The organism is Mycolicibacterium elephantis DSM 44368 (genome assembly GCF_004014805.1).
Taxonomy (GTDB): domain Bacteria; phylum Actinomycetota; class Actinomycetes; order Mycobacteriales; family Mycobacteriaceae; genus Mycobacterium; species Mycobacterium elephantis.
Genome location: NZ_ATDN01000078.1, coordinates 26565 through 49624, shown reverse-complemented (window position 1 = coordinate 49624; position 23060 = coordinate 26565). Strand labels below are relative to the sequence as shown.

27 protein-coding genes are annotated in these 23060 nt (G+C 68.2%); 15 read left to right on the top strand and 12 right to left on the bottom strand.

Annotated features, from left to right (window positions below):
* Nucleotides 1-20 precede the first annotated feature (20 nt).
* Complete coding sequence (locus MELE44368_RS25075; protein ID WP_128110940.1) at nucleotides 21-2066, top strand: NAD(+) synthase; 2046 nt, start codon at nucleotides 21-23, stop codon at nucleotides 2064-2066.
* Here MELE44368_RS25075 and MELE44368_RS25070 read toward each other — a convergent pair.
* The 7 genes from MELE44368_RS25070 to MELE44368_RS25040 all read right to left on the bottom strand — a co-directional run bounded on the left by MELE44368_RS25070 (nucleotide 2063) and on the right by MELE44368_RS25040 (nucleotide 6256).
* Nucleotides 2063-2248, bottom strand: a complete 186-nt coding sequence (locus MELE44368_RS25070) for a hypothetical protein (protein WP_128110939.1) — start codon at nucleotides 2246-2248, stop codon at nucleotides 2063-2065. The genes MELE44368_RS25075 and MELE44368_RS25070 overlap by 4 nt on opposite strands.
* Before the next feature lie 36 nt (nucleotides 2249-2284).
* Nucleotides 2285-2824 carry a YbhB/YbcL family Raf kinase inhibitor-like protein gene (locus MELE44368_RS25065; protein WP_128110938.1) on the bottom strand — a complete coding sequence of 180 codons (540 nt, stop codon included), beginning with the start codon at nucleotides 2822-2824 and terminating at the stop codon, nucleotides 2285-2287.
* A gap of 48 nt (nucleotides 2825-2872) precedes the next feature.
* Nucleotides 2873-3487, bottom strand: a complete 615-nt coding sequence (locus MELE44368_RS25060; protein ID WP_128110937.1) for a methyltransferase family protein — start codon at nucleotides 3485-3487, stop codon at nucleotides 2873-2875.
* Between the two features lie 11 nt (nucleotides 3488-3498).
* On the bottom strand, nucleotides 3499-4110 hold the full coding sequence (locus MELE44368_RS25055; protein WP_128110936.1) for a cation efflux transmembrane domain-containing protein: 612 nt from the start codon (nucleotides 4108-4110) through the stop codon (nucleotides 3499-3501).
* A complete protein-coding gene (locus MELE44368_RS25050; RefSeq protein ID WP_064892593.1) occupies nucleotides 4110-4439 on the bottom strand; it encodes an ArsR/SmtB family transcription factor in 330 nt (109 codons plus the stop codon). The genes MELE44368_RS25055 and MELE44368_RS25050 overlap by 1 nt, the downstream gene beginning before the upstream one ends.
* Nucleotides 4440-4532: 93 nt before the next feature.
* Nucleotides 4533-5378: an enoyl-CoA hydratase/isomerase family protein gene (locus MELE44368_RS25045; RefSeq protein WP_128110935.1), complete on the bottom strand. Its 846-nt coding sequence runs from the start codon at nucleotides 5376-5378 to the stop codon at nucleotides 4533-4535.
* On the bottom strand, nucleotides 5375-6256 hold the full coding sequence (locus MELE44368_RS25040; RefSeq protein ID WP_128110934.1) for a PfkB family carbohydrate kinase: 882 nt from the start codon (nucleotides 6254-6256) through the stop codon (nucleotides 5375-5377). The genes MELE44368_RS25045 and MELE44368_RS25040 overlap by 4 nt, the downstream gene beginning before the upstream one ends.
* Nucleotides 6257-6332: 76 nt before the next feature.
* On the opposite strand from MELE44368_RS25040, the gene MELE44368_RS25035 reads away from it, so the two are divergent.
* From MELE44368_RS25035 to MELE44368_RS24990, 10 genes are all read left to right on the top strand, one after another.
* Nucleotides 6333-7580: a glutamate-5-semialdehyde dehydrogenase gene (locus tag MELE44368_RS25035; protein ID WP_128110933.1), complete on the top strand. Its 1248-nt coding sequence runs from the start codon at nucleotides 6333-6335 to the stop codon at nucleotides 7578-7580.
* Between the two features lie 16 nt (nucleotides 7581-7596).
* A complete protein-coding gene (locus MELE44368_RS25030) occupies nucleotides 7597-8472 on the top strand; it encodes an AAA family ATPase (protein ID WP_064918905.1) in 876 nt (291 codons plus the stop codon).
* Nucleotides 8473-8482: 10 nt separating this feature from the next.
* Nucleotides 8483-9931 (top strand): vWA domain-containing protein, encoded by a 1449-nt coding sequence (locus MELE44368_RS25025; protein ID WP_128110932.1) that lies wholly within the window; start codon nucleotides 8483-8485, stop codon nucleotides 9929-9931.
* A 90-nt stretch (nucleotides 9932-10021) separates the two neighbouring features.
* Nucleotides 10022-10660, top strand: a complete 639-nt coding sequence (nadD, locus tag MELE44368_RS25020; RefSeq protein WP_128110931.1) for a nicotinate-nucleotide adenylyltransferase — start codon at nucleotides 10022-10024, stop codon at nucleotides 10658-10660.
* Nucleotides 10657-11025: a ribosome silencing factor gene (gene rsfS, locus MELE44368_RS25015; protein WP_128110930.1), complete on the top strand. Its 369-nt coding sequence runs from the start codon at nucleotides 10657-10659 to the stop codon at nucleotides 11023-11025. Before nadD ends, rsfS begins: the two co-directional genes overlap by 4 nt.
* Complete coding sequence (gene gpgP, locus MELE44368_RS25010; RefSeq protein ID WP_128110929.1) at nucleotides 11022-11690, top strand: glucosyl-3-phosphoglycerate phosphatase; 669 nt, start codon at nucleotides 11022-11024, stop codon at nucleotides 11688-11690. Before rsfS ends, gpgP begins: the two co-directional genes overlap by 4 nt.
* On the top strand, nucleotides 11680-12402 hold the full coding sequence (gene octT, locus MELE44368_RS25005) for a diglucosylglycerate octanoyltransferase (RefSeq protein ID WP_128110928.1): 723 nt from the start codon (nucleotides 11680-11682) through the stop codon (nucleotides 12400-12402). Before gpgP ends, octT begins: the two co-directional genes overlap by 11 nt.
* Entirely contained in the window at nucleotides 12393-13229 is an 837-nt protein-coding gene (locus MELE44368_RS25000; RefSeq protein WP_128110927.1) for a DegV family protein, read from the top strand. Before octT ends, MELE44368_RS25000 begins: the two co-directional genes overlap by 10 nt.
* 50 nt (nucleotides 13230-13279) lie before the next feature.
* The gene (locus MELE44368_RS24995) at nucleotides 13280-13600 is read left to right on the top strand and encodes an ArsR/SmtB family transcription factor (protein ID WP_128110926.1); all 321 of its coding nucleotides are present in this window, start codon (nucleotides 13280-13282) and stop codon (nucleotides 13598-13600) included.
* Complete coding sequence (locus MELE44368_RS24990; protein WP_128110925.1) at nucleotides 13597-14082, top strand: SRPBCC family protein; 486 nt, start codon at nucleotides 13597-13599, stop codon at nucleotides 14080-14082. Before MELE44368_RS24995 ends, MELE44368_RS24990 begins: the two co-directional genes overlap by 4 nt.
* 13 nt (nucleotides 14083-14095) lie before the next feature.
* Here the strand turns inward: MELE44368_RS24990 and MELE44368_RS24985 are convergent, their stop codons facing one another.
* From MELE44368_RS24985 to MELE44368_RS24970, 4 genes are read right to left on the bottom strand one after another with little or no spacing between them, the layout of a single operon-like run.
* Complete coding sequence (locus tag MELE44368_RS24985) at nucleotides 14096-15142, bottom strand: NAD(P)H-dependent amine dehydrogenase family protein (protein WP_128110924.1); 1047 nt, start codon at nucleotides 15140-15142, stop codon at nucleotides 14096-14098.
* A gap of 10 nt (nucleotides 15143-15152) precedes the next feature.
* Nucleotides 15153-15959: an SDR family NAD(P)-dependent oxidoreductase gene (locus MELE44368_RS24980; protein WP_064918908.1), complete on the bottom strand. Its 807-nt coding sequence runs from the start codon at nucleotides 15957-15959 to the stop codon at nucleotides 15153-15155.
* A 60-nt stretch (nucleotides 15960-16019) separates the two neighbouring features.
* Complete coding sequence (locus MELE44368_RS24975) at nucleotides 16020-16589, bottom strand: PaaI family thioesterase (protein WP_064892607.1); 570 nt, start codon at nucleotides 16587-16589, stop codon at nucleotides 16020-16022.
* Nucleotides 16586-18133: an FAD-binding protein gene (locus tag MELE44368_RS24970; RefSeq protein ID WP_241566761.1), complete on the bottom strand. Its 1548-nt coding sequence runs from the start codon at nucleotides 18131-18133 to the stop codon at nucleotides 16586-16588. Before MELE44368_RS24970 ends, MELE44368_RS24975 begins: the two co-directional genes overlap by 4 nt.
* 218 nt (nucleotides 18134-18351) lie before the next feature.
* On the opposite strand from MELE44368_RS24970, the gene MELE44368_RS24965 reads away from it, so the two are divergent.
* Nucleotides 18352-19002: a PadR family transcriptional regulator gene (locus tag MELE44368_RS24965; protein WP_046751385.1), complete on the top strand. Its 651-nt coding sequence runs from the start codon at nucleotides 18352-18354 to the stop codon at nucleotides 19000-19002.
* Here MELE44368_RS24965 and MELE44368_RS24960 read toward each other — a convergent pair whose 3' ends face one another.
* Nucleotides 19003-20715, bottom strand: a complete 1713-nt coding sequence (locus tag MELE44368_RS24960; protein ID WP_128110922.1) for a 3-ketosteroid-delta-1-dehydrogenase — start codon at nucleotides 20713-20715, stop codon at nucleotides 19003-19005. It lies immediately after the preceding gene.
* 101 nt (nucleotides 20716-20816) lie between these two features.
* On the opposite strand from MELE44368_RS24960, the gene MELE44368_RS24955 reads away from it, so the two are divergent.
* From MELE44368_RS24955 to MELE44368_RS24945, 3 genes are read left to right on the top strand one after another with little or no spacing between them, the layout of a single operon-like run.
* Nucleotides 20817-21950 (top strand): 3-ketosteroid-9-alpha-monooxygenase, oxygenase component, encoded by a 1134-nt coding sequence (locus MELE44368_RS24955; RefSeq protein WP_128110921.1) that lies wholly within the window; start codon nucleotides 20817-20819, stop codon nucleotides 21948-21950.
* Entirely contained in the window at nucleotides 21951-22238 is a 288-nt protein-coding gene (locus MELE44368_RS24950; protein WP_064892610.1) for a hypothetical protein, read from the top strand.
* A gap of 9 nt (nucleotides 22239-22247) precedes the next feature.
* The gene (locus MELE44368_RS24945; protein ID WP_128110920.1) at nucleotides 22248-23060 is read left to right on the top strand and encodes an SDR family NAD(P)-dependent oxidoreductase; all 813 of its coding nucleotides are present in this window, start codon (nucleotides 22248-22250) and stop codon (nucleotides 23058-23060) included.

The following is a 23060-nucleotide window of genomic DNA, read 5'->3' as shown; positions in this document are numbered from 1 at the left end:
CTTTCGGGCAACAATGAGGCATGGATTTCTACTCGGCCTACCGGCACGGGTTCGTGCGCGTCGCCGCCTGCACACACCACACGGCGCTGGCGGATCCGCAGGCCAACGCGCAATCGGTGCTGCGGTTGGCGCAGGGCTGCCACGATGACAGCGTCGCGCTCGCAGTGTTTCCGGAGTTGACGCTGTCGGGGTACTCGATCGAGGACATCGTGATGCAGGACGCCCTGCTGGACGCGGTCGAAGACGCGCTGCTCGACGTCGTCGCCGCATCCGCCGACCTGATGCCGGTGCTCGTCGTCGGCGCCCCGTTGCGGTACGCGCACCGGATCTACAACACCGCGGTGGTGATCCACCGCGGCCACGTGCTCGGGGTCGCGCCCAAGTCGTATCTGCCGACCTACCGAGAGTTCTACGAACGCCGTCAGATGGCACCCGGCGACGACGTGCGCGGGGCGATCCGGATGGGGGATGCCGACGTACCGTTCGGGCCCGACTTGTTGTTCATCGCCACCGACATGCCCGGCTTCGTGCTGCACGTGGAGATCTGCGAGGACATGTTCGTGCCGATCCCGCCGAGCGCACAGGCCGCGCTGGCCGGCGCGACGGTGCTGGTCAACCTCTCCGGCAGCCCGATCACCGTCGGGCGCGCCGAGGACCGTTGCCTGCTGGCGCGTTCCGCGTCGGCGCGGTGCCTGGCCGCCTACGTCTACGCCGCAGCGGGAGAAGGCGAGTCGACCACCGACCTGGCCTGGGACGGTCAGACGATGATCTGGGAGAACGGGGAGTGCCTGGCGCAGTCCGAACGCTTCCCGAAGGGCGAACGACGCTCGGTCGCCGACGTCGACCTCGAGCTGCTGCGCAACGAGCGGCTGCGGATGGGCACGTTCGACGACAACCGCCTCCACCACGGCATCGATGCGGACACGTTCCGGCGGGTGGAGTTCCGGCTCGACCCGCCGTCGGGCGACATCGGGCTGCGCCGGGAAGTCGAACGGTTCCCATTCGTGCCGTCGGATCCCGAACGGCTGGAACAGGATTGCTACGAGGCCTACAGCATCCAGGTGTCCGGGCTGGAACAGCGCCTGCGCGCGCTGCACTACCCGAAGGTGGTGCTCGGGCTGTCCGGCGGGCTGGACTCCACCCATGCGCTGATCGTCGCCGCCCGCGCCATGGACCGAGAAGAACGGCCGCGCAGCGACATTCTCGCGTTCACCATGCCGGGTTTCGCGACAGGGGAGCGCACCAAGGGCAACGCGGTGCGGCTCGCCGAAGCCCTGGGCGTGACCTTCGCCGAGCTTGACATCAGCTCCACCGCCGAACTGATGCTCAAGAACATCGACCACCCGTTCGGGCGCGGTGAACCGGTGTATGACGTCACATTCGAGAACGTGCAGGCCGGCCTGCGCACCGATTACCTGTTCCGGCTGGCCAACCAGCGCGGCGGCATCGTGCTCGGCACCGGTGACCTGTCCGAGCTCGCACTGGGCTGGTCGACCTACGGTGTGGGCGACCAGATGTCGCACTACAACGTCAACGGCGGTGTGCCGAAGACGTTGATCCAGCACCTGATTCGCTGGGTGATCGCCTCGGGGCAGTTCGACGACGCGGTCAACGAGGTGCTGCAGTCGGTGCTGGACACCGAGATCTCTCCGGAGCTGGTGCCCGCCGGCGAGGACGAGGAGATCCAGAGCACCGAGTCGAAAATCGGACCGTATGTCCTGCAGGACTTCTCGCTGTTCCAGGTGCTGCGATACGGGTTTCGGCCCTCGAAGGTCGCGTTTCTGGCGTGGCATGCGTGGAGCGACGCGCAGCGCGGCGACTGGCCGGCCGGATATCCCGAGCACAAGCGGCCGTCATACTCGCTCAAGGAGATCCGGCACTGGCTGCAGGTGTTCGCGCAGCGCTTCTACTCGTTCGCGCAGTTCAAGCGTTCGGCAGTGCCCAACGGCCCCAAGGTGTCTCACGGCGGGTCGCTCTCGCCGCGCGGTGACTGGCGGGCGCCGTCGGACATGACGGCGCGGGTGTGGCTCGACGAGATCGAGCGCGAAATCCCCGAATCCGGCTAGCGCTTTCGGCGCAGCTTGCCGGCGCTGACCGCGCCGACCGCCGCGCCGGCCAGCACCCCGACAGTCGACCACCACCAGTGATCGGTCATGGCCGCCAGGGTCACGCCGAGGACCAGACCGATGATCAGCGGCATCCAGAGCCAGGTCGCTTCCTGCTTGGTGTTCAGCTGTCTGCGTGCCATCACTCCCACGCTAGCGCGGGTGGTCGACTGCGCTGGTCAGCGTTCGTAGGTGCCCGTCAACACGCCGCGCGCCAGTACGTGACCGGCGATCGCGGCGAGAAATCCCTTGTGGTCGGTCACGTCGTCGGGTACCGGCTGGTCCAGCGCGAACAGCTGAAACCGGTAGTGGTGGGGACCGTGTCCCCGGATCGGTGCGGGCCCGACGTAGGAGTCGCCGAACGCCTTGACGAAGCGCACGCCGGCGGCGCCGGGCTTGAGTTCACCTTCGTCGAGGCTGCGGCGGTCCGCCTCGATCAGCGCGATCGTGTGCATCAGCGGTTTGGGGCCCGGCACGTCGATGTCGTCGATGACCAGGGCGAGTTGCTTGGTCGGCGCCGGCACCCCGCTCCAGCGCAGCGGCGGCGAGACGTTGTCGCCGACGGCGGCACCGGCGTGCCTCTGCGGGATCGGGCCGCCGTCGTCGAACGCACTGCTGGTGATGTCGATGGTGTCGGCGCCTGTGTACTCGGGTGCGGCGAGCGGGCTGCGGTGTGCGCCAGCGCGGAACCGCCTGAGCAGCTTTCCAACTATCGGCATGCCCGGCAGTCTAATCAGCGATTTCGGTGCGCTAAGTGGCGGTGAGCGCTACGCGGCGCACCGAAATCGCCCCAACCCCGGGACGAAGCGGCCGACCCGCGCCGTGTACCCGCGGTACTCGTCGCCGTGAACCGACAACAGGTAGGGCTCCTCGACCACGCGGACCTGAAGCTCGATGGTGACGACCAGAATCGCAAAGCCGACCAACGCCACCAGATTCGGTGTCACCAACGCGATTCCGAGCCCGAACACCAGCATCGCGGTGAAGGTGGGGTTACGCACCAGAGCGAACACCCCGGTGCGCACCAGCGTGGTCCGTTCACTGGCGTCGACGCCGATCCGCCACGAGTCACCCATGTCCAACTGCGCGTACACCGTGCCCGCGATGCCGAGGACCGCGAGCACCACCCCGACGACGTTCAACCACGTGTGATCCAGAACCGGCAGCGGCGCCACCACACCGCACAGTTGCAGGATCGGCGCGAACACCGCCGCGGCCATCGCCACCACGAAGCCGACACCGGCCAGCCATTCGACCGAGCCGATGCGGCCGCTGATCCCGCGGAACCCGGTCGAGCCGGTTCGACGCCGCTGAACCCAACTGCGCCAACCGAATCCGAGCAGCGCGAACACGCCGAACAGCACCAGCGCGACGACAGGCACGGTGCCTCCTCTCATGAACAGCAGGCGTCTCCGCGCCAGGCGTTGATGCCTTCGCGGACGGCGATGGCGGCGATGCCCAGGGCGGCGACCGGATCGGTCCACGTCCAGCCGAGCGCGGCGTTGAAGACCAGCCCGATCAGCAAGACCGCGGAAAGATACGTGCACAACAGCGTCTGTTTGGAGTCGGCGACAGCTGAGCGCGAGCCCAGTTCGCGTCCGGCGTGACGCTGCGCCCACGACAACACCGGCATGATCACCAGGCTGAGCGCGGCGAGCGCGATGCCGATGCGCGACGGCCGCGCCTCGCCGACCCCGAACAACGTCAGCAGCGCGTCGGCGGTGACGTAGGCCGCGAGCGCGAAGAACGAGAACGCGATGAACCGCAGCGCGGTCTTCTCCCGGGTCTCGGGATCCCGGGCCGCGAACTGCCAGGCGACCGCCGCGGCGGAGGCGACTTCGACGGCCGAGTCGAGCCCGAAGCCGATCAGTGCCGTCGACGACACGCGAGTGCCTTCGGCCAGCGCGACGACGGCCTCGACCACGTTGTAGCTGATGGTCGCGGCCACGAAGAGTCGGACGCGGCGGATGAGGACGTCGCGCCGGGCCGCCGTCGTCGCGACCATCAGCAGCAGCCCTCGGTTTCGGCGGCTGGGCAGCACGCCGGGTCGACCGTCAGCACCAACCCGATCAAGTCGGCGAGCGCGTGGGCGATCCGGGCGTCGGCGAGTTCGTAGCGGTTGCGCCGACCTTCGGGCTGCGCGACGACCAGGCCGCAGCCGCGCAGGCACGCCAGGTGGTTGGACAGGATCTGGCGCGACACCCCGATCTTGTCGGCGAGCTCAGACGGGTAGCCGGGGCCGTCGCGCAGGAGCAGCAGGATCTCGCAGCGCGTCGGGTCGGAGAGCGCATAGCCGAACCGCGACAACGCGTCGCGGTGGGTGACCGTCTGCATGCCGCAGACAGTACATCAATTTCTGTACTATTCAAGAGCGATTTCGGCGTGGTTCGTCACGGTGGGCGTGACAAACTGCGCCGAAATCGCTGCTCAGAGGCGGCCGTCGACGCGTAGGTCGGGGTGCACCCAGTTTGGCGAACGCCGCTCCTTGAACGCCCGGAACCCCTCGATGATCTCGGGCCCGGCCAGGCTGGACTGCATCCCGATGCGATCGAACAGTCCCAGGTAGTTGTCGATGCTCGACTTGACCAGCCCGCGGGCCCCCGGGGCGGTGCGGCAGCACTGGGCCAGCACCTCGCGGGCCTGCTCGAGCAGCTCGTCGTGCGGCACCACCCGCGCCACCAGGCCCCAGTCCAGCGCCTCCTGCGCGTCCAGCGTGCGCCCGGTGAACATCAGGTCGCGGGTGCGCACCGGCCCGATCAGCCGGGTCAGCATCTGGGCGTAGTAGGTGTCGGCGATCCCGCGGAACAACTCGGGCACCCGGAAGGTGGCCCGGTCGCTGACCACCGCCATGTCGCTGCACATCGCGATCTGCAGGCCGCCGCCCTGACACAGCCCGTTGACCGCCGACACCACCGGCTTGACCGACTGGCGCAGCGTCTCGAACGGCGTCACATCCATGCCCAGCGCCGACCCGAACGTCAACCAGTCGTCGCTGCCGTCGCCACCGCCCATGTCGCCGCCGGGGGCGAACACGTCGCCGGTGCCAGTGATGAGCAGGCCCGCCAGGTCCGGATCGGCGTCGACGTGACGCACGGCGTAGCGGATGCCGAAGTACATCGCGGGCGTCATCGCGTTGCGCGCCTCGGGCCGGTCCAACGTGCACACCCCGAACCCGCCCTCGCGGCTGAAGCGCAGATACGGCGTGCCCAGCCAGTCGCCGTCGGGGGGCCGCGGCGTGCCGGCGGCGGGTGGCACTGAGGTCTCAGATGTCATAGGCGTCGTTCTCCTGCTTTCCGGTTGGTCACTGCGTCGTCGATGGCCTCGGCGTAGGGGGCGCAGTCGCCGGCGCCGGGCACCAGCGTGGACAGCGCGGCGGCCGCGCACGCGCGGCGCATGGCGTCCTCGTGTCCCGTCTGCCAGCCCGCGGCCAGCACACCCGCGAAGACGTCACCGGCGCCGGTGGTGTCGACCGCGTCGACGGCCGGTGCGCGCACGTCGAACCGCTCGTCGTCACCCAGGTAGCTGGCACCGCGCGAGCCTCGGGTGATCACCAGATGAGGGACCGGCCAGTGCCAGTGGCCGGCCTCGGATTCGTTGACGACGACGACGTCCGCCAACTGGGAAAGGGCCAGGAGAGCATGCGGTGGCGCGCCCGCCGGCGATGCGTTGACGATGACGACCGCGCCTGCCGCGCGTGCCACCTCGGCGGCGTCGACGGCGGCGCCGACGGGGATCTCCAACTGCATGAGCACCACATCGCTGTCGGCGATCACCGCACGCACGTCGGCGTCGTGCACGCTCAGATGCGCGTTCGCGCCCGGCGCCACCACGATCGTGTTCTCCGCCGTGTTGTCGACCACGATGACCGCCGACCCGCTCGGGCCGGGCAGCGTCACCACCCCGGCCAGCCCGACCTCGTTGGCCTCCAGGTGGGCCCGTAACTGCGCGGCCGCCGCATCGGTGCCGAGCGCCGCGACGAGCTGCACCTCCGCGCCCGCGCGGGCGGCGGCCACCGCCTGGTTTCCGCCCTTACCGCCCGGTGCGGTCGCCGTCGCCGACGCGAGAACCGTCTGGCCAGGCCGGGGCAGCGCATTCACCACGAAGGTGTGGTCGAGGTTGACACTGCCGACCACACAGACCCGCGCCACCATGACTGACAACGCTAGACCAGCCCACCTACCCGACACGTGTCGAACGGCCCGGACGCCCGTTCGATACGCTGGGGTAATGAGTGTGCAGGCCCCCTCACTTCCCGGTTTGCGCGAACAGGTCCACGACGCCGCCCGCCGTGCCCGCGTCGCGGCCCGCGCCCTGGCCACCCTGAGCACCGAGACCAAGAACCGTGCGCTCAACACGGCCGCCGACCACCTGCTGATGCACACGGGCGATGTCCTCGCGGCCAACGAACAGGACCTGGAGGCCGCCCGCGCCGCAGGCACACCGGAAGCCATGCTCGACAGGCTCGCGCTGAACCCGAGCCGCGTGGAAGGGATCGCCGACGGATTGCGCCAGGTCGCCGGGCTGCCCGACCCGCTCGGCGAGGTGCTTCGCGGACGCACCCTGCCCAACGGGCTGCGGTTGCGCCAGGTGCGGGTACCGCTGGGCGTGGTCGGCATCGTCTACGAGGGCAGGCCCAACGTCACCGTCGACGCGTTCGGGCTGACGCTGAAGTCGGGCAACGCGGTGCTGCTGCGCGGCAGTTCGTCAGCGGCGCGCTCCAACGCCGCCCTGGTGGACGCGTTGCGCGCGGCGTTGGCCACCGAACTGCTCGATGCCGACGCCGTGCAGCTGCTGCCCAGTGAGGACCGGGCCAGCGTCACCCACCTCATCCAGGCGCGCGGCCTGGTCGACGTCGTCATCCCGCGCGGCGGCGCCGGCCTCATCGACGCGGTCGTGCGCGACGCGACGGTGCCGACCATCGAGACCGGGGTCGGCAATTGTCATGTCTACGTTGACAAGTCGGCCGATCTCGACGTCGCCGAGCGAATCCTGTTGAACGCCAAGACGCGGCGGCCCAGCGTGTGCAATGCCGCCGAGTCGGTGCTGATCGACGCCGCGATCGCCGAGCAGGCGCTGCCCCGGCTCACCAAGGCCCTTCGCGACGCCGGCGTGGTCGTGCACGAGAACCCCTCCGAAGACGAACTGCGCGCCGAATTCCTGTCGATGGACATCGCGCTGGCGGTGGTCGACGGCGTCGACGGCGCGATCGCCCACATCAACGAGTTCGGCACCGGACACACCGAGGCCATCGTGGCGACCGATCTTGCTGCGGCCCAACGCTTCACCGATCGGGTCGACGCCGCGGCGGTGATGGTGAACGCGTCGACGGCGTTCACCGACGGCGAGCAGTTCGGCTTCGGCGCCGAAATCGGCATCTCGACCCAGAAGCTGCACGCCCGCGGCCCGATGGGGTTGCCCGAACTGACGTCAACCAAGTGGATTGTGTGGGGAGACGGCCACACCCGCCCGGCCTGAATCAGGAGTTACTACATTGACTGTCCCCGCACGCCCGGCGCCGCTGTTCGCCGACATCGACGATGTCGCGCGGCGGCTGGCCGAGACCGGTTATCTGCCCGACACCGCAACGGCCACCGCGGTTTTCCTCGCCGACCAGCTGGGCAAGCCGCTGCTGGTCGAAGGCCCCGCCGGGGTCGGCAAGACCGAGCTGGCCCGTGCCGTCGCGCAGGCCACCGGTTCGGGCCTGGTGCGGTTGCAGTGCTACGAGGGGGTCGACGAGGCCCGCGCCCTCTACGAGTGGAACCACGCAAAGCAGATCCTGCGCATCCAGGCCGGGCACGGCGACTGGGATGCCACCCGCGACGACGTGTTCAGCGAGGAGTTCTTGCTCTCGCGTCCGCTGCTGACCGCGATCCGGCGCACCGAGCCGACCGTGCTGCTGATCGACGAGACCGACAAGGCCGACATCGAGATCGAGGGCCTGCTGCTGGAGGTGCTTTCGGACTTCGCGGTGACGGTGCCCGAGCTGGGCACGATCACCGCCGAACGCGCCCCGTTCGTCGTGCTGACGTCCAACGCCACCAGGGAGCTCTCCGAGGCGCTCAAGCGGCGTTGCCTGTTTCTGCACATCGACTTCCCCGACGCCGAGCTGGAACGGCGCATCCTGCTGTCGCGGGTGCCCGAGCTGCCCGAACATCTGGCCGCCGAACTGGTCCGCATCATCGGGGTGCTGCGCGGAATGCAGCTCAAGAAGCTGCCGTCGGTGGCCGAGACCATCGACTGGGGCCGCACGGTGCTGGCTCTGGGGATGGACACCATCGACGACGCCACGATCGCGGCCACGCTGGGCGTGGTGCTCAAACACCAGTCCGACCAGATCAAGGCATCCGGCGAACTCCGCCTGAACTAGGAGCCCATCGATGGCCGTTCGCCGCACCCGTCCGCCGCAGCCGCTGGCGCCGCACGGTATTCCCGGTCACCTGGTCGGATTCGTCGAAGCGCTGCGCAAACAAGGGATTTCGGTGGGGCCGTCGGAAACCGTGGACGCCGGGCGGGTGATCTCGGTGCTCGGCCTCGGCGACCGGGAGGTGCTGCGCGAAGGGATCGCGTGCGCGGTGCTGCGGCGCCCCGAGCACCGCGACACCTACGACGCGATGTTCGATCTGTGGTTCCCCGCGGCGCTGGGCGCCAAGACCGTGCTGCTCGACGACGACGGCGAGCCGCTCGAGGACATCGAAGGGTTGCCGCCCGAGGACGTCGAGGCGATGCGCGCGGCGCTGCTGGACCTGCTGGCCGACAACGAGGAGCTGGCCAACCTCGACGAGCGGATGGCGGCGATGATCGCCCGCATCGTGGAGGCCTACGGCCGCTACAACTCCAGCCGCGGCCCGTCGTACTCGTCGTATCAGGCGCTCAAGGCGATGAACCTCGACGACCTCGAGGGCCGGCTGCTCGCCGGGCTCTTGGCGCCCTACGGGGACGAGCCGACGCCGACGCAGGAGCAGATCGCCAAAGCGATGGCCGCCCAACGCATCACGCAGCTGCGCAAGATGGTGGAGGCCGAGACCAAGCGTCGTACCGCCGAGCAGCTCGGCCGCGACCACGTGCAGATGTACGGCGTGCCGCAGCTGGCCGAGAACGTCGAGTTCCTCCGCGCTTCCGGTGAGCAGCTGCGCCAGATGCGCCGGGTGGTGCAGCCGCTGGCCCGCACGTTGGCCACCCGGCTGGCCGCGCGTCGGCGCCGTTCGCGCGCGGGCGAGATCGACCTGCGCAAGACCCTGCGCAAGTCCATGTCCACCGGCGGCGTGCCGATCGACGTGGTGCTCAAGAAACCGCATCCGGCCCGGCCCGAGCTGGTGGTGCTGTGTGACGTGTCGGGTTCGGTGGCCGGGTTCAGCCACTTCACGCTGCTGCTGGTGCACGCGCTGCGCCAGCAGTTCAGCCGCGTTCGCGTCTTTGCCTTTATAGACACCACCGACGAGGTGACGGAGTTGTTCGGCCCGGACGCCGACCTGGCGGTCGCCGTGCAGCGCATCACCCGCGAGGCCGGGGTGTACACCCGCGACGGCCACTCCGACTACGGGCACGCGTTCGTGTCGTTTCTGGAGCGGTGGCCCAACGTGCTGTCGCCGCGCAGTTCGCTGTTGGTGCTCGGCGACGGCCGCAACAACTACCGCAACCCGGAAACCGAGCTGCTGGCCCACATGGTCAACTCCAGCCGGCACGCGCACTGGCTCAACCCGGAGCCCAAGCATCTGTGGGGCAGCGGTGACTCGGCGGTGCCGCGCTACGAGGAAGTCATCACCATGCACGAATGCCGTTCGGCCAAGCAGCTGGCGTCGGTGATCGATGCGCTGCTCCCCGTCTGAGTACGGCGCGAACGTGGGTTACCCGCACGCCTCGGCGGCCCGAACCGTGACACGGGCCCACACTCGGCGCGAGAAGTAAGCTGGCTCTTTGTGGCTTCTGGACGCAGGCTCGGGGTGATGGGTGGGACGTTCGACCCCATCCACAACGGACACCTGGTCGCCGCCAGCGAGGTCGCCGACCTGTTCGGGCTCGACGAGGTGGTGTTCGTGCCGACCGGGCAGCCGTGGCAGAAGGATCGCCACGTCACCGCGGCCGAGGACCGCTACCTGATGACGGTGATCGCCACCGCGTCCAACCCCCGGTTCACGGTCAGCCGCGTCGACATCGACCGCGGCGGTCCGACCTACACCAAGGACACGCTGAACGACCTGCACGCCCTCAACCCGGACAGCGAGCTGTTCTTCATCACGGGCGCCGACGCGCTGGCGTCGATCCTGACGTGGCAGAACTGGGAGGAGATGTTCGCCATCGCGAAGTTCGTCGGCGTCAGCAGGCCCGGCTACGTGCTGGACGGCAAGCACGTCACGGCCGCGGGCAGACAACTGCCCAAGGACGCGTTGACCCTCGTCGAGGTGCCCGCGCTGGCGATCTCCTCGACCGACTGCCGCCTGCGCGCCGCGCAGAACCGGCCCATCTGGTATCTGGTGCCTGACGGCGTGGTCCAGTACGTGGCCAAGCGAAAGCTCTACGCCGCCCAACCGTTGACAACCCAGGGGAAGCAACAATGAGCGCCTCCGAGGAAGCGGTCAAGATGGCCACGGTGGCCGCACGGGCCGCCGCGTCCAAACTGGCCGACGACGTCGTCGTGATCGATGTGTCGGGGCAGCTGGTGATCACCGACTGTTTCGTCATCGCCTCGGCGTCCAACGAGCGTCAGGTCAACGCGATCGTCGACGAGGTCGAGGAGAAGATGCGGCTGGCCGGATACAAGCCCGCGCGCCGCGAAGGCGCCCGCGAGGGACGCTGGACGCTGCTCGACTACGTCGACGTCGTGGTACACGTCCAGCACCAAGACGAACGCAACTTCTATGCGCTGGACCGGCTTTGGCGCGACTGCCCGGTGGTGCCGGTCGAGCTGGACGGTCAGACGTGAGGGTTCGTCGCCTGGTCATGTTGCGGCACGGCCAGACCGAGTACAACGCGGGCAGCCGGATGCAGGGCCAGCTCAACACCGACCTGTCGGAGTTGGGCCGCGAGCAGGCGGTCGCGGCGGCCGAGGTGCTGGCCAAGCGCCAGCCACTGGTCATCGTGTCCTCCGACCTGCGCCGCGCGTTGGACACCGCGGTGTCGCTGGGAGACCGGGCCGGGCTGCCCGTGCTGGTCGACACCCGGCTGCGCGAGACGCACCTCGGTGACTGGCAGGGCATGACGCACCTTGAGGTCGACGCCGCCGCCCCCGGGGCCCGGCTGGCATGGCGGGAGGATGCCCGATGGGCGCCGCACGGCGGAGAGAGCCGCGTCGACGTCGCCGCCCGCGGTATGCCGGTGGTCGAGGGCCTGGTCGCCGAGCAGACCGAGTGGGGGCTGGACTCGCCGGAGCGGCCGGTGGTGCTGGTCGCGCACGGCGGGCTGATCGCGGCGTTGACGGCGGCACTGCTGCGGCTGCCGGTCGACAACTGGCCGATCCTGGGTGGAATGGGCAACGCCAGCTGGGTGCAGCTGTCCGGGCACAGCGAGGCGCACGCGCCTGCCGAGGAGATCCGCTGGCGACTCGACGTGTGGAACGCCTCGGCGCAGGTTGCCAACGATGTCCTCTGAGCGCCCGACCCTGCTCATCTTCTGCGACTCGCTGTCCTACTACGGGCCGTCCGGAGGGCTGCCGTCCGACGACCCCAGAATCTGGCCCAATATCGTTGCCCGGCACCTGGATTGGGACGTCGAGCTGATCGGGCGGATCGGCTGGACCTGCCGCGACGTCTGGTGGGCGGCCACCCAGGATCCGCGGGCGTGGGCGGCCCTGCCGCGGGCGGGGGCGGTGATCTTCGCGACGGGCGGGATGGATTCGCTGCCGTCGCCGCTGCCGACCGCGCTGCGGGAGTTGATCCGCTATGTGCGTCCGTCGTGGCTTCGGCGCTGGGTGCGCGACGGCTACGGGTGGCTGCAGCCCCGGCTCTCGCCGGTCTCCCGCTCCGCGCTGCCGGCGCACCTGTCCGCGGAGTACCTGGAAATGACCCGCGGCGCCATCGATTTCAACCGGCCCGGAATACCGGTGGTGGCGTGTCTGCCGTCGGTGCACATCGCCGAGACCTACGGACGTGCGCATCACGGCCGCGCAGCCACCGCCCGTGCGATCACCGAATGGGCCGAGCAGCACGATGTTCCGCTGGTCGACCTCAAGGCGGCTGTCGGCGAATACGTCATGACCGGCCAGGGCAACCCCGACGGCATCCACTGGAACTTCGAAGGACATCAGGCCGTTGCCGAACTGATGATCAAGGCACTGGTGGAGGCGGGGGTCTCATGCCCGTAGTCGTGGTGACGGACTCGTCGTCGCGGCTGCACCCCGACGAGCTCAAGCACTGGCAGATCCGGCAGGTTCCGTTGCACGTGCTCGTCGACGCGGTCGACCTGCGCGACGGCGTCGACGACGTGCCCTACGACATCCATGAGTTGCCGCGCGCCAGTACCGCCGGTGCGACGCCTGCCGAGCTGACCGAGACGTATCGGCACGCGCTGCAGGACAGCGGCGGCGACGGCGTTGTGGCCGTACATCTTTCGGCGGCGCTGTCGAGCACATACAGCTCTGCGGTGCAGGCCGCCCGCGAGTTCGGTCCAGCTGTGCGGGTGATCAACTCGCGATCCGTCGCGATGGGCGTGGGCTTCGTCGCGCTGAGCGCCGCACGCGCCGCGGCATCGGGGGCGGATCTGGACGCGGTGGAAGCCGCCGCCCGCTCGGCCGTGGACCGCGGCCGGGTGTTCGTCGTCGTGCATCGCCTGGACAACCTGCGGCGCAGCGGGCGTATCCGGGCCGCGGCGTCGTGGCTGGGCACTGCGCTGTCGGTCAAACCGCTGCTGTGCCTGGACGAGGACGGACGCCTGGTGCTGGATCAGCGCATCCGCACGGTCAGCAGGGCTCACGCGACGATGGTGGACCGGGTCGTGGAACTGGTCGGCGATCAGCGGGCCGCGGTCGCGGTGCAGCATGTCGACAACCATGACGGCGCCGACGCGGTCGGCGCGGAGCTCACCACGCGGCTGCCGCAGATCGCGTCGCTCACCGTGTCCGACATGGGACCGGTGCTGTCGATCCACGTCGGCGCCGGGGCGGTGGGCGTCGTCGTGCAGCTCGATCCGTAAGTGATGACGAACGGTTGACATAGACTTACCGTTAGCACAGACTTACGGATGTGTCCGCTTCTGCCTCGGCTGTCCTCGACGCGCTGGGTGACAAGACCCGGCGGTCGATCTTGGAGAAGCTGGCCGAGGGGCCGGCCGCAGTCGGGGTGTTGGCCGATCAGTTGCCGATTTCCCGCCCTGCGGTATCTCAGCATCTGCGCGTGCTCAAAGACGCCGATCTGGTCGTCGAATCGGTCGCCGGCACGCGGCGGATCTACCGTGTCAATCAGGACGGGTTGATCGCGTTGCGGAACTATCTCGACCGGTTCTGGGCGCAGACGCTGGCCGGCTTCAAGGAGACCGTCGAATCTATGGTAGGTGACGAACCATGACGCGAGCCCGAACCGAAACCATCCGCCACCATGTCGTCGTTGCGGCGCCGCTCGAGCGGGCGTTTCGCGTATTCACCGACCAGTTCGGCGATTTCAAGCCGCGCGAGCACAACCTGTTGGGTGTTCCGATCGCCGAGACCGTCTTCGAGCCCCGCGTCGGCGGGCACATCTACGACCGTGGCGAGGACGGCAGCCTGTGCAAGTGGGCGACCATCGTCGCCTATGAGCCGCCGAACCGGGTCGTCTTCACCTGGAACATCGGCCCCACTTGGCAGTTGGAGACCGACAGCGCCCGATGCAGTGAGGTCGAAGTCCGGTTCACCGCCGAATCCGCCGACCGCACCCGCGTCGACCTCGAGCACCGGCACATCGAACGGCACGGCGACGGTTGGCAAGCGGTTGCCGAAGGTGTTGGGGCAGAAAGCGGTTGGCCGCTGTACCTGCGCCGCTACGCCGGCCTGGTCAACGGCGGAGCGCAATAGCGGCGGCGCGACGTCACACCGCGGCACGCCCGGTGATCGGCGGCAGATCCTTGAGCGTGACGATGCCCGGCTTCGCGGCGACCACGGCGGGCACCGCGTTGGTCACCGGCATCGCCGTGTAGATCATGCCCAGGCTCATGAAGGGTTCGGTCCAGTCCCTGGGCGGCAGGCAGTGCAGCACGGTACGCATGTTGGGCACGCCGAAGACCTGGATGACGTGTCCGTGTTCGAGCGGCTTCGGCGGGGTGACATGGCTGCCCATGATCCAGTTGAAGCCCACGTTGACGACGTTGCGGTCGCCGACCCAGCCGCGGTGATATCCGTGCACTCCCGCGACCGTGCCCTTGGGGATCTGCATGAAGCCCAGATCGGTGTCGCCGGTGGCGGAGGTGAACGTCACGTCGAACGTGATCCGGTCGAGCGTCGCACCGATGGCGTCGGCCATCATCGCCGCCGATTCGGCGAAGACCTCGCTTTCCCGGCGCACGCTCTCGGCCAGACCCGGTGTGTCGGGATCCTGCGAAAACCCCATCGCGGTCTGGGTTCCGGCGGACTCGTAGGTCGAGCAGTCCACCGACTCGGTGATGCGAATCTCGTCCACCCGCTCACACGCGCCGGAGAGCACCATGCCGACCATGTTGGAGATCCCGGGGTGCGCCCCGCTGCCGAAGATCGTGGATTTACCCTTCTCACAAGCCTTTCGGATGCGGTCGAGGTCTTCGGGTGTCTGCTTGCCGCCGGTGATCCAGGCCGCGCTGGAGCAGACGTTGACGCCGGCTTCCAGCAGCCGCACCAGCTCGTCGATGTTCGGCCACAGCGGGTTGTAACAGCAGGCGTCGGGTTCGAGCGCCAGCAGCGCGTCGACGTCGTCGGTGGCCGTCACACCGGTGGGCTCGGACCGGCCGGCCAGCGCCGCGGCGTCGACGCCGACCTTGTCCGCGCCGTGCGCGTACACCCCGACCAGCTCCATGTCGTCGCGCCCGAGGATGGCGTGCAGTGACCGGCGGCCGACGTTGCCGGTGGTCCATTGGATGACGCGAAGTGGTCGGGTGGCGCTCATCTGCAGGAGGTTACATGTGGGTGCCGCCGTCGACGCGCACCTCGGTGCCGGTCACGAAGAACGCGTCGGTGCTGCCGAGCATGGCGACGACGGCGGCGACCGCCTCGGGTTTGGCGAACATCGCCCCGTCTTCGAGCGCCAGCACCGGCTGGATCTTGCCGAACAGCGAGTAGTCGGCGTCGGCGGGCAAGCCCGGTCCGACACTCTGCTTGGACTCGCCGGTGCCGTCGGTCATGCCCGACGAGATCGAGCCGGGCTGCACGGAATTGAACCGGATGCCCTCCTTGGCGAACTCGAGGGCCAACGCGTGCGTCATCGCCTGGACACCGCCCTTGGAGGCCGCGTAGGCCGACATGTAGGGGTGGGCGAACGCCGCCGACGTCGAGCTGAAGTTGACCACCGCCGGCTTGGTGCCGTTGCGCAACGCCGGGAGGGCTGCACGGGTCACCAGGAAGGTGCCGACGAGGTTGATTCGCAGCACCTGCTCGAAGTCGGCGAGCGTGGTGTCGAGGAAGTGCGCCGAGCGCAGCACTCCTGCCGCGTTGACGAGGGTGTCCAGCGCGCCCAGCGTCCGCACCGCCTCGGCGACCCCGGCTTGCACCGACGGTTCGCTACTGATGTCCATGGCCACGGTGCTGAGCCGCTCACCGTGCGGTTCGGCCTTGGCGACGGTGTCCTTCAGACCCGCCTCGCTGATGTCGGCGGCCACCACGCGCCCGCCCTCGTCGAGGATGCGAAGGACCGTTGCCTGCCCGATGCCCGAACCAGCGCCGGTGACCAGAACCCGGCGGTCGGCGTATCGCTGAAGAGATGCCATGGGCCGAATACAACACGGTCGGACACGACGTGTCAGCCGGATGTCTCGATCCTTGGGATTTCAGCGGCGCCTCGGCCGGATGAAGACGCCGGACGCTTCCACGGTGGCGCCGTCGCTGTCGGCGATGTGGCCGACGACGTAGGTCTTCGCCCCGTCGACGCGATCGACCCGCGCCTCGGCGCGCAATTGCCCCAACCGCGTGGGCCGTAGGTAGCGGACGGTGAGCGTGCCGGTGACGGCGGGCTGGCCCGGCTGGTGGGCGGGTGCGGCGAGGACGTGGTCGAGGATCATCGCGCAGACCCCGCCGTGCACGTGTCCGGCGGGACCCTCGTAGGCGGCGCCGAGTTCGAACTCCGTGTACACCGATCCCTGCGGTTCGTGGTGGATCACCAGCGGGGGAGCGACGGGGTTGCGGGCGCCGATCAGTACGTTGCCCAAGACGGTCGGGCGTCCATCGTCGGCAGTGCGCATTCCGTACGAGCCGGGCATCAGGTCGGCGGACAGCAGTTCGACGGCTCGGTCGATGTGCGCCTTGGCCTCTGCGGCGACGGCGTTGCCCACCTCGCTGCGGATGGTGACGTCGATGAGGCGCCGAACCGATTGCGTGAGAGGTTCGAACTCGCCGGTCATGCGGGGCGCCTTCCGGCCACCATGTCGAGCGCTGCGAGATGGCTGAACAGCATCGACGCACCGATCGGGTTGCCGCCCCCGGGGTAGGCGGTGCCGCTGACGGCGGCCATGGTGTTGCCGGCGGCGTACAGGCCCGCGATGGGGTTGTCCGACGCATCGAGCACGCGGGCCCGGTCATCGGTGCGCAGGCCGCCCTTGGTGCCGAGGTCGGACAGACCGAACGCCGCGGCGTGAAACGGGGGCTTGTCGATCGGGACCAGCGGCAGCTCGCCGTTGGAAAACGCTCGGTCGTAGGCTTCGTTGCCGCGCCCGAAATCCCGGTCTTCACCGGCGGCCACCATGTCGTTGAAACGCTGCACGGTGCGAATCAGGTTCGGCGCGGGCACGCCGATCAGCCGCGCCAGACCTTCCAGCGTGTCCGCCGTCTGCCACAGACCTTCGGCCCGGTAGCGGGCGGTTTCGACCATCGACACGTTGGTCGCCTTGACCGGCGGCACCTCACCCTCACGGTCGTCGTAGACCATCCAGCACGGCAACCGAAGTGCACCACTGTCGATCTGGCGGATCATCTCCCGGCCGAGCCGGTCGTAAGGTGCGGATTCGTTGACGAATCGGGCGCCGTCTTGGTTGACGAAGATGCCGCCGGTGAACCACAGCGCGAACGCCGAACGTCCACCGGGATGGGTCAGCCCCGGTGACCACCACGCCTGGTCCATCAGATCGACGGACGCCCCGACGGCGACGGCCGCCTGGTGCGCGGCGCCGGTGTTGCCGGGAGCCCCCATGGTGTCTTCGGCGCGGCCGGGAACTCCGTGGCGCCTTCGCATGTGGGGGTTGTGCTCGAATCCGCCGGCCGCCAGCAGTACCCCACGGCGGGCGCCGATCGTGGTTCGTTCGACGCCGCGCTCCACGACTGCGCCGACAACGGCCCCATCGTGCGTAATGAGCTCCACCAACGGTGAATTGAGGTGCAATGTGACGTTCGGCATTTCCCGCAGGGCAGCGATGAACCGCCCGATCAGCGCGCGTCCGCCGGTCAGCAGCTCGGGTTGTGGCGTGCCCAGCCGCTCGCTGTCGAGCGGTCCGCGCACCGACTTCTCATACTGGCCGAGGTGTTTCGGCGGCAGCGGCTTGGGCACGATGTGGCGTAGCCCGTCGGTTCGAGCGCCGGGAACCGCACCGAAATAGTCGGGCCACGGCAGCACGGTGAACTCGAAAAGTGGGTCGGCTTCCAGGTATTCGATCAGCGCGGCGCCGCCGCGGACGTAGGTGTCCTGTAGCTGCCGTGGGGTGCGGTCGCCGACGACGGCGTGAAAGTAGGCCAGGGCGTCCTCGATCGTGTCGTCGCTGCCAGCGCGTTTGAGCACTGGGTTGCAGGGGAACCACATCCCGCCGCCACCCGAATAGGCGGTCGTCCCGCCGAACTTGTCGGTTGCTTCGACCAGCGCCACCGAAAGACCTTCCCGCGCCGCGGTATAGGCGCCGGTGATGCCGCCGCCCGAGCCGGCCACCAGCACATCCACGACCTGATCGAAGTCACTCAACAGGACCTCCGGAGCAAACGTGGACATCGGCTGGACAGGTCCGATGGGCGGCGTCCGCCGCCGAGTCGTCCGCGGCCACTTTGCCTCCCTGCGTCTCGATGATGAACACAGTGTTACATCGCCGTCCGGGCAGAAGATCGTGCATCCCGGTCAGCGGCAGCTGACATTACGGACGTCAGGGCCATTGATAGCCTTGATCGGTGGAACCGACTCCAGCGATGCCGAACCTGACAGCGACCGCGTGGGCGTTGCTGGGCATGCTGTCGTACGACACCGAGCTGTCCGGTTACGACATCCGCAAATGGATCAACTGGAGCATGCGGTTCTTCTACGGCAGCCCGGCTTACAGTCAGATCTACTCGGAGCTGAAGAAGCTCGAAGAGCAGGGTTTTGTCACGTCACGGGTGGAGAGCAGCGCGGGTGGGCGCAACCGCCGGCTGTACAAGATCACCGAATCCGGCATGACCGCTGTCACTCGATGGGCCAACGAGGCCCCGCTGGACCCGCCGGTGCTCAAGCACAGTGCCATTTTGCGGGTCACGCTGGGGCATCTGACCAACCCGGCCAGGCTCAAAGAGCTCCTGCAAGAGCACTTGGCATGGGTGGAAAGAATGCACCTCGAAGCGGCGAAAGATGCGCGCTGGGCCGATGTGGAGCCGGCTTGGGCGTTTGCCCGTGTCGGGTTGCAGTGGGCTGAGCGACATTACGCCGCAGAGCGCGAATTGACGTTGCAGATGATCAAGGACCTCGACGAGGCGCAGGCTGTCTTCGCCCAGGCCGCCAGTGGAACAGAGGCCGGAATCCCTTGGCCCAAGCCGGAATACTGGTATGAGATCGAGAAGAAAGCCGACGCGGAAGAGGCGGATTAGTTACGCCGGACCAGCCGCGCCGGCGTGCCGCGCCGCGATATAGCCGAACACCAGGCCCTGGGCGATGGTTGCGCCCGCGCCGGGATACGACGCCCCGAACGCGTTGGCTGCGGTGTTGCCGGTCGCGTACAAGCCGTCGATGACGCTGCCGTCTTCGCGCAGCACCCGGGCGCGGCCATCGGCGCGAAGACCGCCGCAGGTGCCGAGGTCGCTGAGCACCATCTTGACCGCGTAGTACGGTGCCTTGTCGAGGGCGCGCAGGTTCGGGTTGGGTGTGATGGTCGGATCGCCGTAGTAGCGGTCGTATGCGCTATTTCCGCGGTGAAAGTCGGTGTCGACACCGGCGCGCGACATTTCGTTGAACCGCGTCATCGTGGCGATGAACTGCGACGCCGGAACTCCCATCCTGGCTGCCAGGTCGGCGAGGTCCGAGGAGCGATGCGCGATGCCGGCCTCATACCAGGCACCCGGAATCGCCATGCGCGGGAACAGTTCAGCGCCGAAGACATAGCTGTTGCGGTACTGCTGGTCGAAGACGATCCACATCGCCTCGACCGGATGGCCTATGCGTTCTCGTTCGAGCACACGCTGTCCGAACGACATGTAATCCGTTGCCTCGTTGACGAACCTGGTGCCGGTGTGGTCGACGATCAGCGAACCCGGCAGCGACCGTTCGGCCAGCATCACCAGCGGAGCCGCGCCGGGCAGCGGCGCCACCGCGGGGAACCACCACGCCTGATCCATCAAATCGATTGCGCCGCCGAGTTCTTGAGCGCAGCGAATCGCGTCACCGGTGTTGGTGTCGGCGCCCAGGCTCATATGCTCGCCGAGCGCTTCGGACTGGAACTTCCACCTCATTTCCATGCTGTGGTCGAAACCACCGGCCGCCAGCACCACACCGCGCCGCGCGGTCACGGTCACCTCGCGTCCGTCGTGCCCGACCACGGCGCCGGTGACCCGGCCGTTCTCGGTGGTGAGGCGGCGCAGCCCGCTGCCGGTCCAGATCGGGATATCCGCCCGCAGCACACCGGCGAACAACCCGGCGGCCAAGGCTTGACCGCCCGCGGCGTAGCGGCGGCCGAGCAGCAGCCCCCCGACCCCCTGTCCGAGGCGCTTGGCGACCGTCGGCAGGCCTTTGCGCGGCACCCGCGACATCAGGTTCAGCCACCGGTAATCGGCTCCGGTCGTGGGCATCGGGATCTTGACTTCCATCACGCCGCCACGCAGCCGGCTCCGATAGTCGCCGAGGATCGCCGTGTTCAGGGGCCGGCACTCGCAGGTGCGTCCGGCCGCTGTGCCGCCGGGCTTCTCAGGGTGATAGTCGGAATAGTCCTTCGCCCAGAACAGCCGCATCGGCGTGGCCCGCCGCAACATCTCCACCGTGGCACCAACGTTGGCGAGAAACGCTGTGGAGCGTTCCCGAGAGGCCGTGCCGGCGACGACCGAGTCCAGGTATTCCTGCGCGCGCGCCGTCGTGTCGCCGGCCCGGTTCTCCTCGAGGATCGGGCTCGCCGGGAACCACAGCGCACCGCCGGACCGAGCGGTCGACCCCCCAACGTGGGACGACTTCTCGACGACCAGAACGGACATGCCGAGCTCCTTGGCCGCCAGCGCAGCGGCCAGTCCAGTGCCTGATCCGACGACCAGAAGGTCGACGGCGGTGTCCTGGACGGGTAATCCGGCAGGGATCGTGCTCGAGTCGCGAGTCGTCACGTCTGACGACAGTAGATAGCGGTCGCCGCGGCCCGAATTCGTCCTCCCTACCAGCGGGACGATCGCCGATTTCTGGTGGTTTCCCGCGGTAGAACGAAGTCATGACGTTGCAGAGTGATGTCGAGGTCCGCCAGATTGAAACGGAGCAGGCGCCGACTCGGTTCGCTCGCGGCTGGCACTGCCTCGGCCTGGCCCGCGATCTCGGGGACGGTAAGCCGCACACTGTGCATGCCTTCGGCCAGAAACTGGTGGTGTTCCGCAGCGGTGACGGCAGGATCAACGTGCTCGACGCCTACTGCCGGCACATGGGCGGCGATCTGTCGCAAGGCGAGGTCAAGGGCAACGAGATCGCGTGCCCCTTCCATGACTGGCGGTGGGGTGGTGACGGCCGGTGTAAGAAGGTGCCCTACAGCAAGCGGGTGCCGCGGCTGGCCCGGACAGCGACCTGGATAACGCTCGAGCAGGACGGGATGCTGTTCGTGTGGAACGATCCCGAGCGCAACCCGCCGCCGGAGGACGTGACGATTCCCCGTATCGAAGGCGCGGAGAGCGACGAGTGGACCGACTGGCACTGGTATACGACCGTGGTCAACACCAACTGCCGCGAGATCATCGACAACGTCGTCGACATGGCGCACTTCTTCTACATTCACGGGTCGATGCCGACCTACTTCAAGAACATCTTCGAAGGGCACATCGCGACGCAGTACATGAACAGCGGTGCCCGCGACGACATCCCGCATCCGGAGGGCCAGCCGCGGATGCTGGGTACCACATCAGCCGCGTCGTATTACGGACCGTCGTTCATGATCGACGATCTGACCTATCACTTCGAGCACGAAGACCAGAAGACGATACTGCTCAACTGTCACTACCCGATAGACGCCAATTCCTTTGTGCTGCAGTACGGAATCATCGTCAAGAAATCCGAGAACCTGCCTGAGGAGGCGGCGATGCAGACCGCCATCGCACTCGGGGACTGGGTCAAGGTGGGCTTCGAGCAGGACGTGGCGATCTGGAAGAACAAGGCCCGCATCGACAACCCGTTGTTGTGCGAAGAGGACGGGCCGGTGTATCAGCTGCGGCGGTGGTACGAGCAGTTCTACGTCGACGTCGCCGACATCACGCCGGACATGGTGGACCGCTTCGAGTACGAGATCGACGTCACCCGTCCCCGGGAGGCCTGGCAGCAGCAGGTCGAGGAAAACCTCTCCGCACGCAGCGCGCAGGCCTGAATGGCTGTCCGGACCGACAACCGCCTGCAGGAATTACCGCCCGTGCCGGTGAGTTGCCGGCGCTGCGCCGCCGAAGTGCTTGTCCGCAAGAGCAGCTGGCAGCAGACCAGTATTCAGTGGAATGCGGATGCCACCGCCAGATGTCCGCAACGACGTGAAGCAGAGATGCTCGCCAAGCACACCGGCGGAGTGTTTCTCGCATGTTCGGACCTGCGCGACACGATCGACGAGGCAGTCGAGAGTGGCGCGCTGCGCGTCGTCGACGAAACGGTTGACGTAGCGCCGTAACCTCGACCTGTGACTGAGGACGGCGAGGTGCGCGTCGCGGTGGTGACCGGCGGCAGCCGCGGTGCCGGTGAGGGCATCGCCGGGGCGCTGGTGGCACACGGGTGGCGCGTGTACGTGACGGGCAGGACGGTGACGGACACCGGTGCCGGCGCCGTCGCTGTGGCACTGGACCATCGCGACGACGCGGCGGTGGCCGCGCTTTTCAGCCGGGTGGCGCAGGAAAGCGGTCGGCTGGACCTGCTGGTCAACAATGCCGCCGCGGTGCACGACGCTCTGACGGGCCCGAAGCCGTTCTGGGACAAGCCCATCGGCTTGGCCGAGATTCTTGACGTGGGACTGCGATCGGCGTACGTCGCATCGTATTACGCCGCTCCGCTGATGCTTGGCGGCGAGCGCGGGCTGATCGCGTTCACGTCCTCGCCGGGCTCGGTGTGCTACATGCACGGGCCCGCCTACGGGGCGCAGAAGGCCGGTATCGACAAGATGGCGGCCGATATGGCGGTCGACTTCCGCGGGACCACCGTGCACACCGCATCGATCTGGATGGGAATCCTGCTGACGGCGAAGCTGCGGAGTGCTTTCGACGGCAACCCAGAGGGTCTGGCGGCGATGGCGCAGCACGCCGAGACACCCGAGTTCGTCGGGCATGTGATCGACGCGCTGTACCGCGATCCGAAGCTGGATGAGGTCAGCGGACATACCCTGATCGCTGCCGAACTCGCCGAGCGCTACGGCATCACCGACGAGGGCGGTAGGAAGCCGCCGTCGCACCGTGACATGCTGGGCTCACCGCGCACGCCCAGCGATGTGATCGTGCGGTGA